At 51.2% G+C, this 15,964-nt stretch carries 16 protein-coding genes; 12 read left to right on the top strand and 4 right to left on the bottom strand.

Annotated features, from left to right (window positions below; translation table 11 throughout):
* Nucleotides 1–151 precede the first annotated feature (151 nt).
* From meaB to icmF, 3 genes are read left to right on the top strand one after another with little or no spacing between them, the layout of a single operon-like run.
* Nucleotides 152–1,117: a methylmalonyl Co-A mutase-associated GTPase MeaB gene (gene meaB, locus C8J48_RS15250; protein WP_107728101.1), complete on the top strand. Its 966-nt coding sequence runs from the start codon at nt 152–154 to the stop codon at nt 1,115–1,117.
* Nucleotides 1,114–1,740, top strand: a complete 627-nt coding sequence (locus C8J48_RS15245; protein WP_107728100.1) for a TetR/AcrR family transcriptional regulator — start codon at nt 1,114–1,116, stop codon at nt 1,738–1,740. Before meaB ends, C8J48_RS15245 begins: the two co-directional genes overlap by 4 nt.
* Nucleotides 1,728–4,988: a fused isobutyryl-CoA mutase/GTPase IcmF gene (icmF, locus tag C8J48_RS15240; protein WP_211316658.1), complete on the top strand. Its 3,261-nt coding sequence runs from the start codon at nt 1,728–1,730 to the stop codon at nt 4,986–4,988. The genes C8J48_RS15245 and icmF overlap by 13 nt, the downstream gene beginning before the upstream one ends.
* A gap of 378 nt (nt 4,989–5,366) precedes the next feature.
* Here icmF and C8J48_RS15230 read toward each other — a convergent pair whose 3' ends face one another.
* The 3 genes from C8J48_RS15230 to C8J48_RS15220 form a co-directional block, all read right to left on the bottom strand.
* Nucleotides 5,367–6,272 (bottom strand): PhzF family phenazine biosynthesis protein, encoded by a 906-nt coding sequence (locus C8J48_RS15230; protein ID WP_107728097.1) that lies wholly within the window; start codon nt 6,270–6,272, stop codon nt 5,367–5,369.
* Between the two features lie 354 nt (nt 6,273–6,626).
* Nucleotides 6,627–6,944: an AzlD domain-containing protein gene (locus C8J48_RS15225; protein ID WP_107728096.1), complete on the bottom strand. Its 318-nt coding sequence runs from the start codon at nt 6,942–6,944 to the stop codon at nt 6,627–6,629.
* Nucleotides 6,934–7,626, bottom strand: coding sequence for an AzlC family ABC transporter permease (locus C8J48_RS15220; protein ID WP_107728095.1), 693 nt, complete (start codon nt 7,624–7,626; stop codon nt 6,934–6,936). The genes C8J48_RS15225 and C8J48_RS15220 overlap by 11 nt, the downstream gene beginning before the upstream one ends.
* A 346-nt stretch (nt 7,627–7,972) precedes the next feature.
* Between C8J48_RS15220 and C8J48_RS15215 the strand changes: the two genes are divergently transcribed.
* Entirely contained in the window at nt 7,973–8,536 is a 564-nt protein-coding gene (locus tag C8J48_RS15215) for a helix-turn-helix domain-containing protein (protein ID WP_107728094.1), read from the top strand.
* A 114-nt stretch (nt 8,537–8,650) separates the two neighbouring features.
* Here C8J48_RS15215 and C8J48_RS15210 read toward each other — a convergent pair whose 3' ends face one another.
* On the bottom strand, nt 8,651–9,265 hold the full coding sequence (locus C8J48_RS15210) for a bifunctional 4-hydroxy-2-oxoglutarate aldolase/2-dehydro-3-deoxy-phosphogluconate aldolase (protein WP_170105589.1): 615 nt from the start codon (nt 9,263–9,265) through the stop codon (nt 8,651–8,653).
* Between the two features lie 240 nt (nt 9,266–9,505).
* Between C8J48_RS15210 and rpoE the strand changes: the two genes are divergently transcribed.
* The 8 genes from rpoE (at nt 9,506) to fsa (ending at nt 15,641) form a co-directional block, all read left to right on the top strand.
* Entirely contained in the window at nt 9,506–9,985 is a 480-nt protein-coding gene (rpoE, locus tag C8J48_RS15205; protein ID WP_107728265.1) for a DNA-directed RNA polymerase subunit delta, read from the top strand.
* 194 nt (nt 9,986–10,179) lie between these two features.
* Nucleotides 10,180–11,796, top strand: a complete 1,617-nt coding sequence (locus C8J48_RS15200; protein ID WP_107728092.1) for a CTP synthase — start codon at nt 10,180–10,182, stop codon at nt 11,794–11,796.
* A gap of 93 nt (nt 11,797–11,889) precedes the next feature.
* The gene (locus C8J48_RS15195; RefSeq protein WP_107728091.1) at nt 11,890–12,204 is read left to right on the top strand and encodes a hypothetical protein; all 315 of its coding nucleotides are present in this window, start codon (nt 11,890–11,892) and stop codon (nt 12,202–12,204) included.
* 62 nt (nt 12,205–12,266) lie between these two features.
* Nucleotides 12,267–12,641 (top strand): response regulator, encoded by a 375-nt coding sequence (locus tag C8J48_RS15190; RefSeq protein ID WP_281261227.1) that lies wholly within the window; start codon nt 12,267–12,269, stop codon nt 12,639–12,641.
* A gap of 18 nt (nt 12,642–12,659) precedes the next feature.
* Nucleotides 12,660–13,052, top strand: coding sequence for a 3-aminobutyryl-CoA ammonia lyase (gene kal, locus C8J48_RS15185; protein ID WP_107728089.1), 393 nt, complete (start codon nt 12,660–12,662; stop codon nt 13,050–13,052).
* 25 nt (nt 13,053–13,077) lie between these two features.
* Nucleotides 13,078–13,887 carry a 3-keto-5-aminohexanoate cleavage enzyme gene (kce, locus tag C8J48_RS15180; protein ID WP_107728088.1) on the top strand — a complete coding sequence of 270 codons (810 nt, stop codon included), beginning with the start codon at nt 13,078–13,080 and terminating at the stop codon, nt 13,885–13,887.
* Nucleotides 13,888–14,117: 230 nt separating this feature from the next.
* Nucleotides 14,118–14,972, top strand: coding sequence for a class II fructose-1,6-bisphosphate aldolase (fba, locus tag C8J48_RS15175; RefSeq protein ID WP_107728087.1), 855 nt, complete (start codon nt 14,118–14,120; stop codon nt 14,970–14,972).
* Nucleotides 14,973–14,990: 18 nt separating this feature from the next.
* Nucleotides 14,991–15,641 carry a fructose-6-phosphate aldolase gene (fsa, locus tag C8J48_RS15170; protein WP_107728086.1) on the top strand — a complete coding sequence of 217 codons (651 nt, stop codon included), beginning with the start codon at nt 14,991–14,993 and terminating at the stop codon, nt 15,639–15,641.
* Nucleotides 15,642–15,964: the final 323 nt, after the last annotated feature.

Below are 15,964 nucleotides of genomic sequence, written 5' to 3'. Positions count from 1 at the left end.
TCAAAATCCCTCTCTCACGTTCAACAAAGTTTAGGCTTGTCGCTAGTCGAATGATGGAGAGGACTTTTGAAAGCGAAGCCTTTCTGCGCCAAGTAGTAGAGGTAGGGAAACAAACGAGGTTGCATCAATATTCGTAAGCGGGGTGGATCCCATGGAGATATCAGCTTGGGCTGAGCGCATCCGCCAAGGACAAAAACGGGCCATCGCTCGCGGCATCAGCTTCATTGAAAATCGGGACCCACGCCGGGAAGCGTTACTACAATCCCTTTATCCCTATACCGGTTCGGCTGCTCTCATCGGGGTGACAGGGGCGCCGGGAGCAGGAAAGAGTTCCTTGGTTGACCGGCTGATCGATGCGATCCGGCGGGAGGGCAAAACTGTCGGCGTGGTTGCGGTTGATCCCAGCAGCCCTTTCACCGGCGGTGCCTTGTTGGGGGATCGGGTGCGTATGACCCGTCATGCCTTGGATGACGGGGTGTTTATTCGCAGCATGGGTAGCCGCGGCCACCTGGGTGGTTTGGCCGTTGCTACACGGGAAGCGGCAGTTGTGCTGGATGCCGCCGGGATCGATGTGATCTTTGTGGAAACCGTGGGTGTGGGGCAGTCGGAGATCGATATCATGCATTTGGTGGACACGGTGGCCTTGGTGCTGCCCCCTGGCAGCGGCGATGCGGTGCAGGTGTTTAAGGCGGGGATCATGGAAGCAGCGGACCTGTTTATCGTCAATAAAGCAGAGCAGCCGGGGACGGAGCGGCTGGTGAAGGATATCGAGGAGTTGTTGGATCTGAGCGGAAGTCATCGTCCGTGGCGTCCGCCGATTGTAAAAACCTCCGTAAAAGATGAGATGGGGACGGATGAAATGTGGCGGCAACTAAAGCGCCATCGTCGCTATTTGATGGAGAGCGGGGAGGGGGAACGACGTCAGCGCGCTCACCTTCGCCGCGAAGTGGAAGCGATGGTGGAAGAGGAGCTACGCCGCCGTTTGCAGGGAAGGTTGGAGGATTCCGCGATAAAAACTGATCTGGACCGACTACAACAGCGGGAATGGACGCCGCAACAAGTGGCACGAAAATGGATGGCTCATCTGGCTGCCGGGAAAGGGGGGGATAGGGAATGACACGGGACTCCAATCGTATTCCTTCAATGGTGAAAAACCGGAAACTGGTGGAAGAGCGACGGGCGCAGATTATTCGTGGGGCTCAGAAGCTGTTTATGCGCAAAGGGTTTCATAAGACTACGACCCGGGAAATTGCGCGTGAGTGCGGCCTTAGTATCGGCACGATGTATGAATATATCCAGTCCAAGGAAGATGTGTTGTATCTGGTGTGCGACCATATCCATTCCGAGTTGGAAACCCGCCTAAAAGAAGCCTTATCCGTGACAGAGACGGGACGGGAAAGTTTGAACCGGGCGATGGCCCAGCATTTTAAGGTGATGGGGGAACTGTCAGATTGGGTGCTGCTGATTTATCAAGAGACCAAATCACTGCCAAAAAAGGCGCGCAGTGTGATTTTACAACGGGAAAAAGAGGTCACCGCACTGTTTGAGGAGATATTGCAGCGGGGAATCCAAGACAACACATTGCGTCTGGATCCTTCCTCCGTCTCTTTGATGGCTCATAATATCATGGTACTGGGAGAGATGTGGACCTTTCGCCGTTGGGCATTGGCGGAACATTACACATTGGAGGAATATACCCGCCAGCAAATGGCGTGGTTGTTGCGTGAATGTACCAACTAGAGGAGGGATGGGTGGTGGAGAGTTATCGGCCTCAGTATCCGGTTCGCTTCGTGACGGCAGCTGGTCTGTTTGATGGGCATGATGCGTCGATTAACCTGTTTCGGAGATTGTTGCAAGCCAGCGGTGTAGAAGTGATTCATCTTGGTCATGATCGCTCTGTCGATCTGATTGTAGAAGCGGCCATTCAGGAAGATGTTCAGGGAATCGCCGTCTCTTCCTACCAGGGCGGACACGTGGAATTTTTTCAATATATGATTGATCGCCTCAAAGCGGAAGGAGCCTCCCATATCAACGTGTTTGCCGGTGGGGGCGGTGTCATCGTTTCCCGGGAAATTGAATGGCTGGAACAATACGGGGTCGCCAAAGTCTTTTCCCCTGAAGATGGGCGCACGATGGGGCTACAGGGTATGATCAATCATATGGTGCAAGCGTGTGATTTTCCGACTGTGACACAATTGACGGATGAATGGGAAGCAGTGGGACGGGGAGAGAGACAGGCGATTGCTCGTTTGATTACATTGGCGGAGCAGAATGTTCTGTCGGAAAAGGCGCAAGCGGCGACAGTGGAAACACCACCGCTCCATGAAGTGCCGGTGGTCGGTTTGACGGGAACGGGAGGGGCGGGAAAAAGCTCTCTGACTGATGAGCTGGTGCGCCGCTTTTTAGAGGATTTCCCGCAAAAACGGGTGGCGGTTCTCTCGATTGACCCTTCCAAACAAAAAACGGGAGGAGCGCTGCTGGGCGATCGTATTCGCATGAATGCGGTTCATCATCCACGGGTGTATATGCGCAGTTTGGCCACGCGTAAAAATCGATCTGAACTTTCCGGCGCTACCCGGGAAGCAATCGGAATTTTAAAGCGGGCCGGGTTTGATCTGATTTTGGTAGAGACCAGCGGTATTGGGCAGGGGGATGCCGATGTGGTGGAAGTGAGCGACTTTGCCGTCTATGTGATGACGGCGGAGTTTGGTGCCCCCTCCCAACTGGAAAAGATCGAGATGTTGGATTACGCCGATTTGGTGGCCATTAATAAATTTGATCGCAAAGGATCAGAAGATGCCTTACGTGATGTGCGCAAACAATACCGCCGCAATCATCAGCTGTTTGAAGTGTCCGATCAGGAAATCTCGGTGTACGGCACCATGGCCAGCCGTTTTAACGATGCGGGCACCGATCGATTTTACCAAGCCTTGATTCAGGGCTTACGAAAAAAAAGCGGCGTCCAGTGGGAATCCCGCTGGCAAGATTCCGGGGAAACACTGAAGGTACGGCATATCATTCCGCCAGAGCGGACGCACTATCTGCGGGAGATCGCCAACACCCTGCGCCAATACCATCACCATGTTGATCAACAATCGGAGTATGCCCGTCGGTGGCAGCAAGTAAAGGAAACGCGCCGCTTATTGCAATCGGAAGCGGGTGGGGAAAATCAAGCCGCAGAGACGTTGGCCCAATTGGAACAACGACTGGAGACGAAGTTGGATCCGGAAGCGAAAGCGCTACTGACGGAATGGCCGCAATTGAAGGAAATGTATCAGCAAGATGAGCTAGTGATTCGCGTACGGGACAAAGAGATCCGCAATCCGCTTTTTACCACTTCCTTATCCGGCAGTCGCATTCCCAAGATCGCCCTTCCACGTTGGCAGGATTGGGGCGAGATATTACGCTGGCAGATGACGGAAAACGTGCCCGGCCGTTTTCCCTTTACTGCTGGTGTCTTTCCACTGAAACGAGGAGATGAAGACCCGAAGCGCATGTTTGCCGGTGAAGGGACACCGGAGCGGACCAACCGCCGTTTTCATTATCTGTCCGAAGGAGAGCCGGCCAAACGCCTTTCCACCGCTTTTGACAGTGTGACCCTCTATGGCCGTGATCCCGACGAACGGCCGGATATCTACGGTAAAGTAGGGGAATCCGGTGTTAGCATCTGCACCTTGGATGATATGAAGAAGCTGTATGCCGGTTTTGATCTGTGTGCTCCCAATACCAGCGTCTCCATGACGATTAACGGTCCTGCCCCTATCATTCTAGCGATGTTCCTCAATACCGCCATCGATCAACAGCTGGACTACTTTCGGGAAAGGGAAGGGCGAGAGCCGTCGGCAGAAGAACAGGAACACATCCGTGCCCAGGCATTGGCAATGGTGCGGGGAACGGTGCAGGCGGATATCTTAAAGGAAGACCAGGGGCAGAATACCTGCATCTTTTCGACGGAATTCGCATTGAAGATGATGGGTGATATCCAGCAGTATTTTATTGATCATCGCATGCGTAACTACTACTCCGTCTCCATCAGCGGCTACCATATCGCGGAAGCGGGAGCCAACCCCATCTCCCAGCTGGCGTTTACCCTGGCCAATGCTTTCACCTATGTAGAGTATTACCGCAGCCGTGGGATGGATGTGAACCGGTTCGCTCCTAATCTCTCGTTCTTTTTCAGCAATGGCCTTGATCCGGAATATAGCGTGATCGGTCGCGTTGCCCGGCGGATTTGGGCGGTGGTAATGAAGCGGTTGTATGGAGCGGATGAACGGAGCCAAAAGTTAAAGTACCACATCCAAACCTCCGGTCGCAGTCTACACGCACAGGAAGTCAACTTTAACGATATCCGCACGACACTACAAGCGCTGATGGCCTTATATGATCAGTGTAACTCCCTCCACACCAACGCTTACGATGAAGCGATCACTACCCCCACCGAGGAGTCGGTCCGGCGGGCAATGGCGATTCAGTTGATTATTACGAAAGAATTGGGATTAGCCAAAAACGAAAACTCGCTTCAGGGGTCTTTTATCATCGAGGAGTTGACGGATCTGGTGGAGGAGACGGTACTGAGAGAGTTTGAACGGATCAGCGATCGCGGTGGTGTATTGGGAGCGATGGAAACCCAGTATCAACGGGGTAAAATCCAGGAGGAATCTCTCTACTATGAAACAAAAAAACACTCCGGGGAGCTTCCGATTATCGGGGTGAATACCTTCCTCAAGGAGGGGGAAACCGAAGCAGAGCCGGATTATCAATTGACCCGTGCCTCCACAGAAGAAAAGGATGCCCAGATTCAAAACCTGCGCGCCTTTCAGAAGCGCCACCGCGAGCAGGCTTCTGCCGCCCTCGCCCGCTTAAAAGAAGTGGCCCGCAACGACGGCAACATCTTCGCTGAACTGATGAACACCGTTCGCGTCGCCAGCCTCGGCCAGATCACGGAGGCTTTGTTTGAAGTGGGTGGGCAATATCGACGAAATATGTAAACGACAACAGTCCAAGCCCCTGAAGATGCCAACTGGTTTGATCATGGCAATAAGGGGGTGGGGCCATGGAACCGATGGTCGTACTAGGGATCATAAGCATAGTCACAGCGTTGATTATCGGGTTAGGCAATCGGGTTATCAATGTTGTACGGCTCGTGATCGAGAAAAAAAGTAATCCGTCCCCCAGGCATCAACCGGTAGACGGATTACTCTGCATTTGGGGCGAAGCCCCGACCTCTGCCGGGAACATCCCACAGGACCGGGGGTTGTGTTGGCGCACAACCCCTGGGGGATACCCCGCATTAGGCCTGCCAACCTTTTCAAGTGGAAAAGATTCTTGATTCTATATTTTCCCTCTAGCGATTACTCCGTTCACCTTCAGGGAAGCTGCAAGGTCCCTGCGATGGTGATCACGGCTGATCCTCCCACTTGAATGACAGGTTCTGTTTCTTTCGATCCTGCAGCAACTGTTATGACAAGGGTGCCGGGTCGGCCAATGGCATGACCCTGGGCAATGTTGAGTCGATGCTCCTGATGGAGCGGGAGAATCCCTTGCAACAGAAGGTATCCGGCAAGTGCTCCGTTTGCCGCACCGGTAACGGGGTCTTCCGCGATACCGACCGCCGGGGCAAAGTCACGGGTGTACAAATCATACCCCCGTTCTTCTGTATCAAACGTAAACAGATGGGTTGTGCTTGCTTGTTGGGCCCGATTCAGTTTTGCCAGTTCCTCTAGCTGCGGTCGGGCGGTATCGATTTCCCGTTGCGACTTAACCGGAACAAGCAAATGCCAATTGCCCGTATAGGCCAATTTTATCGGATAACGCCGATCCAAAGCTTCGGCTGAAATTCCAGTCAACCGAGCGATTTCCTCCGGTTCGGTTTCCACATCCCTGATTTTGGGTGGAACCTGAGTCATGGTGACAGCGGTTAGTGATTGGGCTTCTTTTGAAAATTCCACTGGAACAGTGCCGATATTGGTTTCTAAAACGATTCCCTCAGCTTTTTCCTGCCATCCGTACGTTGCCAACACCCATGCAAGGCCAACTGTCGCGTGACCACAAAAGTCAATTTCGTCCGTTGGTGTAAAATAACGAACACGAAAGTCGATCCCGGTTCGGTTGGTAGAAAAGAGAAAGGCTGTTTCAGACAGGTTAAGCTCTCTGGCGATGTTTTTCATTTCCTCCTCCGTCAACCCGTCCGCTTCCGGTACCACCCCTGCCGGATTTCCTCCAAAAGGCACATCGGTAAAAGCATCTACATGATAAACCGGTATCTTTTTCACGTCGCTCACACCCTTTTTTCCGTTGTTAACTAGCTTACAAAACCATTTAAGATTAGTAAAATGAATCTTACTCATCGGATACATGATTTTTATTTATGACATTTTTGCAGTTGGAGGGATAGATCAAAGTCATTGAAACGGGAAGTTTTAATGCAAAAGCGTTTATCCAAGAAGGGAAAGCACAGTCGGATACCCTGGCTTCAGAATTGGTTACACCTTGATGCGGATCTGGTTTTCCAGCGAAAACAAGGAAGGACCCACGTGTTAGCCGTTAAGTCGCGGGGCCGTGTGATCAATCTGCGATGGTGTGGAGAAATCTGATCGAGTACAAAATCTGCTATTTTTCCAATCAAGCTAAATAAAAAAATACCGCGTAAATAACCCCGCCATTACACCAATGGCCACGGAAGGTAGAAACCAGTTGGTGATCCGAATGATGATCGCTGTGGAAAGGCAGCCGATGAGAACCGGCAAGGAAAGCGTCAGTTGTCCGTCGGTGGGGATGAAGATTTGTTTGATAATCAGTGCCGTAATAATTGCAATGGGAACATATTGAAAATATAAACGTAAAGTTGGACTCATTTTTCGCCCTGCCATGATCTCGACACCGATGATTCGGGATAGATAAGTGATAACGGTTAATAGTCCGATAAGGATCCAATTATGAAACATCGTTGCCCCTCCTCTTGAGATACAGACCCACCAGCGGTGATAAGACTCCTGTAAGGATAATCGTAAATTCATTGCCCGGCGCCAACGATTCCAGTCCGATTGCGATAACGACAGCCGAGAGCGCCGTTGCAATAACGGGCTTATCTTTTAAGCTGGGGATGAGAAGAGCGACAAAGGTAACCGGAAACGCCAAGTCTAATCCCCATTTGAGTGGGTCGACTTGGTTTCCGATTAACGCCCCTATCAGCGTAGAGAAGGCCCAAGCGAAATAGAGAGTTCCAGCAACAGCTGCAAAATAGAGCGGGTCTGGTCCGTATTTTTTAAACCGTTGACTCCCTAACACAAACGATTCATCGGTGACACCAAAAGATAATAACCATCTTTGTTTTCTGGATGAATGAAGACCTTCGGCGAGAGCGGCGCCGTATAACAGATTGCGCAAATTTAATAAGGCGGAGGTAACAAGAATACTGGTAAGAGTCGCTCCCCCCATCAACATGGCGACAGTTACCATCTGCACCGATCCGGAAAAAACGAACAACGACATTGCGATGGTTTCCGCCAAACTAAATTGTGCTTGCGTTGCCAGGACACCGTAAGATATACCATAAGCTGCGACTGCGATTGCGATTGGTAATGTTTCTATCAAACCCGCTTTTATCGTTTTCTTTTTATCCTCCACCTATATCGCAACTCCTTCACTGATGTTCAACAAAGGTGTATCAAAAGTCTTTCAAAAATTGCTAGGTAATCCGCTTGTGGTATACTATAAATTAATTTTGGTTAATTATAATATACTATAAATAAAAAAACAATGATCGTATGGAGTATTGAGGGAGAAATAGAGGCTGCTGGCAAGCCTTAATAAAGAGAAGACGGAAATCGAGGCCCCGGCAAAATCGGCCATCAATCTGGAAAAAAGAAAAACCCTTCATGCAGAGCATCCCCTTTATCTCTGACGAATGACCATCGCAATTGTTCGCTGAGTTTATCAGCAGCCGTTTATTCTTTCAAGTAGGAGGGAGAAGATGGAAAACCCTTTGGAAGAAAAAAATGTGGGAAAACGCATTGGCGCCAATCTGCGGAAATTTCGGGTTAATCAGGGGTTGAGTATCGAAGCATTGGCCAAGCAAATTGGTGTTAGCAAGTTAACTCTTATCAAGATTGAGCATGGAGAAGCCAACCCAACTTTGTCGGTAATCTGGAAGATCGCAAACGGCCTATCCCTTCCGATTACCGCTCTTTTATCCGTTGAGTCTGATGTCGCCATCGCCCGGAAAAAAGAAGGGTTAAAATTAAACAGTGTAAATGATGTGTTTGTGGTTGAACCACTTTTTGGTTCTCATGGATTGATTGAGCTTTATCGAGGGTATCTACAACCGGGGGAGGAATATCACTCCGAGGCGCACCAAGCGGGTGTGGTTGAGTTTGTGACGGTGATGTCTGGAGTACTTGCGTTGGAAATTGACGGTGAGCGCTATGATTTGGAGGAGTTTGAATCGGTCCGTTTTCGTGGAGACCGTCCCCATACTTATATCAACCCCTCCCCGTCTTTAACGGTTTTACACTTTGTAATTTCTTATCGTAATTAAAGTGATAGGGTAAATGCCACCGAAACGGAAACTCGTTACGGTGGCTTCTTCCTTGTCAAAAACAATCCGCCTCGGGATTACACCCCGAAGGACGAATTGCTTGTATGGTCCAGATTATCCCTTCGCGGCTGCTACCAAATCGCGGCTCCATTTTTCAATGGTGGCAAAATCGTCAGCCTCGATCCGTTTTTTGTCGATCAGGGAACCGCCAACTCCTACCGCAGTGGCTCCGTTTTGGAGAAAGCGGCCGATATTTTCGACATTGACGCCGCCGGTGGGAATGAGGGGGATTTGGGATAGCGGTCCTTTGACGTCTTTGATGTAGGAGGGGCCAAGGTTGGCGGCAGGAAACACTTTGACATAATCAGAGCCCGCTTCATAGGCTTGTAGGATCTCTGTCGGTGTCAATGCTCCCGTCATCACCGGCACATTGTATCTCCTACCGGTGGCGATCACATCCAGACGGACACAGGGTGTGATCAGAAACTCGGCGCCGTGAAGGATCGCGAGGCGGGCCGTTTCCGCATCGAGGACGGTTCCTACCCCTACCCGCAGCTGTTGTTCTTTTAGTACCTGAATCCCTTCTAACGCCTTCTCTGAATCCATCGTTATTTCCGCCAGTTTGATGCCGCCGTTGGCCAGCGCTTGACCCAGAGGGGGCAATTTTTCAAAGGAAACCTTTCGAATAATGGCGATAACAGGGTTGGTTTGGATTAGATCGTGTATCATCGGGAAATCCTCCGTTTCCATCCTGGGAATGGGTTTGGTTTCTCTTAGCGTATCCCGCTTGTCCGATTTTGTCCATAATCGTCCGCTCAGGTTCTGATTAATCGATGGTGATACTTCCAGGTCTCCCTTGTTGACTTCACCACTTTTTTGGTTAAAATAGACATACATGCGATGTCACAGAACGAAAAGGAGTATGTGGCATGCTTGGGAGATTGGAACGAAAGGATGGGTGTGCCCACCATGTCCGAACAATTAGCTGAACAATTGTCGCCGGAAGATATCCGCGAAACGGCGATGGTGGATCTGGCGTTTTATATTTTAAAGGAAAAAGAGGAACCGATCTTATATCGGGCCTTGATGCAAGAAGTGGCGCAAATGAAAGGATTCTCGGAAGAGGAGATCAACCAATACATTGCCCAGCTCTACACCGAGATGAACATCGACGGCCGCTTTATTTGTGTGGGAAAAAGCTTGTGGGGTTTGCGCAGCTGGTACCCGACGGAACAAGCGACGGACTCCGCTGTCGCTCAAAATGTGAAGGATGATTATAGCGACGAATTGGAAGAAGAAGAGCTGTTCGACGGGGAAAAGGCTGATTTTGACAATGATGATGACGATGATGAGGCTGATTTTGAGGCCAATTATGATGAAGACGGCGATTTTGACCCGGAAGACGACGATGAGAACGATGACGATGAAGACGATGATGAACAGCCTTGACAATCCTGGTCACAGGGATTAAACTATCCACTGGGCTGATAGTAACTATATCGGAAAAATCGATCCCGCGCTCCCTCATTAGAGTGGATCGCGGGATTGTTGGTGGTAATTTCCAGTCAGGCGCCCCTCCACTTTAGGGGCGCTTTTTCTAATTGTCCCGTTAACGGGGAAGTCTATGCGGAGGAGGTCCAACCATGACCAAATTCATCTTTGTAACCGGCGGTGTGGTGTCGTCCCTGGGGAAGGGGATTACGGCGGCATCGCTGGGTCGGCTGCTGAAAAACCGGGGGCTGACGGTCACCATTCAAAAATTTGATCCGTACATCAATGTGGACCCAGGCACGATGAGTCCCTACCAACACGGGGAAGTATTCGTCACCGATGATGGAGCGGAGACGGATCTAGACTTGGGTCACTATGAGCGCTTTATCGACATCAACCTCTCCAAAAACAGCAATGTGACAACGGGCAAGGTGTATTCTACCGTGATTAACAAAGAGCGGCGCGGGGATTATCTGGGCGGAACGGTACAGGTGATTCCGCACATTACAAACGAAATCAAGGACCGGGTATTTCGTGCCGCCCGTGAAACCCATCCCGATGTGGTGATCACGGAGATCGGTGGTACCGTCGGTGATATTGAGAGCTTACCGTTTTTGGAAGCGATCCGGCAAATCAAGAGCGAAGTGGGTCGGGAAAATGTGATGTATATCCACTGCACCTTAATTCCTGAACTGTCCGCTACTGGTGAGCTAAAGACCAAACCGACCCAACACAGCGTCAAAGAATTGCGCGGAATTGGGATTCAACCCAATCTGATCGTTTGCCGGACCGGCCGTCCCCTGTCGGAAGATATGAAACGGAAGCTGGCTCTGTTCTGCGATATCGACTATGAAGCGGTGATTGAGTGCCGCGATGCGGAAACCCTCTACGAAGTCCCGTTGATGTTGCAAGCGGAAGGGTTGGACGATATCGTTGTCAAACACCTGGGCTTACAGACGGATGAGGCGAATATGAGCGAATGGGTGGCTTTGGTCGATAAGGTGAAAAACTTGTCCCATACCACGCGTATCGCCATTGTCGGCAAATATGTCGCTTTAAAGGATGCCTATATGAGTGTGGTAGAGTCTTTAAACCATGCCGGGTTTGAAAATGATACCGAAGTGGAGATCGTTTGGGTAAACGCCGAAGAAGTGACGGATGCGAATGCCGCCTCACTGCTGGAAGGGGTGGACGGCATTCTGGTGCCGGGCGGATTTGGCGACCGTGGCATCGAAGGTAAAATCGTCGCCGTTCGCTACGCCCGAGAGCAACGGATTCCGATGTTCGGCATCTGTCTCGGGATGCAAGTAGCTTGTATCGAAGGGGCGCGTCATCTGTTGGGATTGGAAAACGCCCATAGCTCCGAAATCGATCCGGAAACACCTCATCCCTTGATCGACTTGTTACCGGAACAAAAAGAGATCGAAGATCTGGGCGGCACCATGCGCTTAGGGTTATATCCCTGTAAGTTGACAGCGGGCTCCAAAGCACAAGCAGCATACGGCAATGGTTTGGTCTACGAACGCCACCGCCATCGTTATGAATTTAACAATGAATACCGGGAACAAATGATACAAGCCGGTTATCTTTTCTCCGGCACCTCCCCTGACGGTCGTCTGGTGGAAATTGTAGAGCTAAAAGATCATCCCTGGTTTGTGGGTTGCCAATTTCACCCTGAATTTACTTCCCGCCCGAATCGTCCGCAACCGTTGTTCCGTGACTTTGTAGCCGCTTCACTCACCGCCCGTCTCAACACCGTAAAAGGTTGATGGTGAGTTTAGCTCTGTTGGTTATCGAAATGAAGGAAGGGATTTTTGAAAGCGAAGTGCCTTTGCTGTGCTACTTAGCGGAAGCCAGCGAGGGTGGAGAAAAAGGGTAACCTGTTTGAGCGACAGCGAGTTTTGCCCGCTCCCGCCCGCGGTGGCTGGAGCGGACAGTTATTACTTCTTTGCAAACAGCAAGAGCCACGCAGACTCAAAAATCCCTCCTCCCACCATCAACAAGCTTTTGGTGAGATAAAAGTCGGCAGCATCGCCGCACCGATCAGGTGCGGCTTTTTACATATCGAAAAAGAGGGCGAGCTTCGTTTTTTACTTGAAGTGCAGGAAATACCGATCCTTGTTCGCGAATTATTTAATTGCGAACAGAATGGTATCGTAATGATTCGAGTGGGTTGAAAAGGAGGGATGACCATCGGGAACAGACTAGTGATCTTGGAAGGAGGAAGCGTAAAATGTCCTTGTCCGATAAGAAACTTTTGATCGTGGACGACCAATACGGCATTCGTGTGCTGCTTAAGGAAGTGTTCAGCCGAGAAGGGCTGGAAGTATTGCAAGCGGCCAACGGGAAAGTGGCGCTGGAGATTATCCAAACGGAGCCGCCGGATCTTATCCTGCTGGATATGAAAATGCCGGGAATGGATGGTCTCGAATTGCTTCGCCATCTAAAAAAAGAGCCGCTAAATATAAAAGTTATCATGATGACGGCTTACGGCGAGCTGGATATGGTGGAGGAAGCAACCAAGTTGGGTGCGCTGGCTCACTTTACCAAGCCCTTTGACATTGAGGAACTACGGTCTGAAGTACTGCGACAGCTGTTGCAACGCGCACACTGAGGAAGGACGGGGAAGCGGATGGACGAGGGAACGATCCGGATTCGGATGAGTGAGGCTGATGTTCACTACGGGGGCGGGTTGGTGGACGGTGCGCGGATATTGGCTTTGTTCGGCGATGTGGCAACGGAGTTGCTAATCCGCCATGATGGTGATGAGGGATTATTTGTCGCTTACGATTCGGTCGAATTTACCGCTCCCGTCTATGCCGGGGACTATATTGAGGCGAGCGGGCGTATCGTCCGGGTGGGGAATACATCGCGATCGATGGAATTTGTCGCCCATAAGGTAATTGAAACCCGTATCGATCCGGCGGTGCCCTCTGCGGCCCAGGTGTTGGCGGAGCCGGTGATGGTGGCGCGGGCCAGTGGAACCTGTGTTGTCCCCAAAGAGCGACAACGGTCGCAGGACTAAACTTTGGCACAGAGGGGGGCCTAACTTGCAAAAGCTTATCATTACCGCGGCCCTAGTGGGAGCAGAGTTAAATCGAGGCGATACCCCCCACCTTCCACTTACACCGCAGGAGATTGGGGAAGCGGCGGCCAAAGCCCGCCAGGCAGGGGCATCGATCGCCCACATCCATGTGCGGGATGCGAAGGGTAAGCCGACGCAAGACCGCATGATTTATCAGGAAGCGATCGCAGAGATCCAAAAGCGAAGTGACATCATTGTACAGGTTTCTACCGGTGGGGCGGTTGGGATGAGTGGCGAGGAGCGCTTGCAGCCGCTGGAATTGTGCCCGGAAATGGCGACACTAACAACGGGAACTGTCAATTTTGGCGATGGTGTCTTTTGGAATCCACCTGATCTGATTCGCCAATTTGCCCTGCGTATGAAAGAGAAAGGGGTTCGCCCAGAGTTTGAGATTTTTGATGCTGGCATGATTCCCACCGCTCTGCGCTTGGTGGAAGAAGGGTTGGTAGAAGGACACCTGCATTTCGATTTTGTGATGGGAGTACCCGGCGGTATTCCAGCTGATCCCAGGCATCTGTTGTTACTGGTGGATCAATTGCCGTCGGGTGCCACATGGACAGTGGCAGGAGTAGGTCGGCATCAATTGCCGCTGTCGGCTTGGGCGATCACTTTGGGCGGGCATGTGCGGGTGGGCCTGGAGGATAATCGCTACTATCGCAAGGGAGAACTGGCGACGAATGAACAGCTGGTAGCGCGGGTTAGTCGTCTGGCGCAGGAATTGCAACGTCCGCTAGCTACTCCGGAGGAAACCAGGCTGATATTGGGGATTCAATAAGAGTTGATACACCAAAGCCCCGGCAGGGGTTTTTGATTACCCATAAAATGGATGTGAATGATCGAAAAAAGTGCGTGAATGACAAAACTCTTGGGAATCCTTCACTTTAGCGATGGAAATTATGAAACTCCATACGAGAGAGCTCTTGCCGGTAGAAAGGTCGAACCATATACTAGACAGAGAAAAGAAAAGATTGCAGAGACTGATTTTATTCCTAGGAGGTTTCATTTATGCCGTTAGTACCAATGACTGATTTCTTACCCCGAGCGAAACGCGAGGGTTTTGCTGTCGGACAATTTAATATGAACAACCTGGAATTTACCCAGGGAATCGCCGCTGCGGCAAAAGAAGAACAATCTCCGTTTATCTATGGTGTCAGTGAAGGCGCCATGCGATATATGGGGATTGACTATGTGGTGGCGATGGCTGAGATTGCAGCTAAGGAGTCCGGGGTGCCTGTCGCTTTACATTTGGATCACGGCAGCAGCTTTGATGTCGTGATGAAATGTATTCAAGCCGGATTTTCGTCGGTGATGTTTGATGGCTCCCATCATCCCTATGAAGAAAACATTCGCCTGACGAAAGAGATTGTAAAAGCGGCTCATGCTGTCGGCGTGTCTGTGGAGGGTGAGCTGGGTACGATCGGTGGAGTGGAAGATGATCTAGAGGTGGATGAAGCCGACGCTGCCTTGGCTAACCCGGAAGAGGCAATCCGCTTCTGGGAGGAGACGCAGGTGGATGCGATGGCGATTGCAGTTGGAACCGCTCACGGCATGTATAAAGGGGAGCCGAAGATCCATTTTGATATTATCGATGCCGTCGCCAAAAAGATCGATGCCCCGATCGTATTACACGGTGGTTCCGGGGTGCCGGATGCCGCTATCCAGGAATCGGTCCGGTTGGGTGTGGGTAAGATCAACGTCAACACCGAAAACCAAGTCGCTTGTACCGGCAAGATCCGGGAGCTGTTGGGAGCCAATCCAGAGATGATCGATCCGCGAAAATACTTAGGCCCGGGACGGGAAGCGATCAAGGAAACCGTCAAAGGGAAAATGCGCCTGTTTGGTAGCAGCGGCAAAGCCTGAGAATCGAGGTGAAGGGGTATGAAATTTTTTATCGATACCGCCGATGTGGAACAAATCCGGAAAGTGCATGAGTGGGGGCTGTTGGCGGGTGTTACCACCAACCCCAGCTTAGTGGCAAAATCCGGACGTGACTTCAATGAGGTATTGCAGGAGATTACCTCTTTTGTAAAGGGCTCCGTCAGTGCGGAAGTGCTTTCTGACGATGCGGAAGGCATGTGGGAAGAAGCGGGTCCCCTCACTGCCATCGCTGACAATATCACCATTAAAGTTCCGATGACCGCTGAAGGACTAAAAGCGGTCCATCGCTTCTCCCAGGCGGGGATTCAAACCAATGTCACATTGGTCTTTTCAGCGAATCAAGCCTTGATGGCGGCTCGTGCCGGTGCCACATACGTCAGTCCGTTCTTGGGGCGATTAGACGATATCGGTCACGACGGGATCCAGCTGATCGAAGAAATCGCTCATCTGTTTGAACTGCATCAACTCGACACACAGATCATTGCCGCCAGTGTTCGTCATCCGCAACATGTCACTCAGGCTGCTGCGGCAGGTGCCCATATCGCAACCTTGCCTGTAAGCGTCTATGAACAAATGTTGTCTCATCCGTTGACCGACGCCGGAATCGAACGGTTTAAAAAGGATTGGGAAGAAGCGCAAACCCGTTCGTGATTATTCGTCTTAGCAGCACAAACAAGCCGAAGCGAAGTACCGGACAGGCGGTGAGTTCCTGTTGATCCGAATCGGCAAAACCAATCCCGCCACGGAGCTGTCCAGCCCTGCTCTGTATCAGGAAGGCCCGTTTACGTGAAGTGAGGATCGGCTCCCGCGGGAACGTTCTTTCACCAGTACTGTCAACCAACAGCCTGCAAGGTGGACTCGACAAGGAGTAGTATCCCATCCCAGTACCAGGACGGAACACTCCGCGTAGAGTGCCACCTCCAGCGGGTGTAGGCGTTCACCGCACATAGAATCCATACGGCAAAAGGTTCGCA

Origin of the sequence: Desmospora activa DSM 45169 (assembly GCF_003046315.1) — a bacterium.
Lineage (GTDB): Bacteria > Bacillota > Bacilli > Thermoactinomycetales > DSM-45169 > Desmospora > Desmospora activa.
This window is presented reverse-complemented; position numbering and strand designations above follow the sequence as displayed.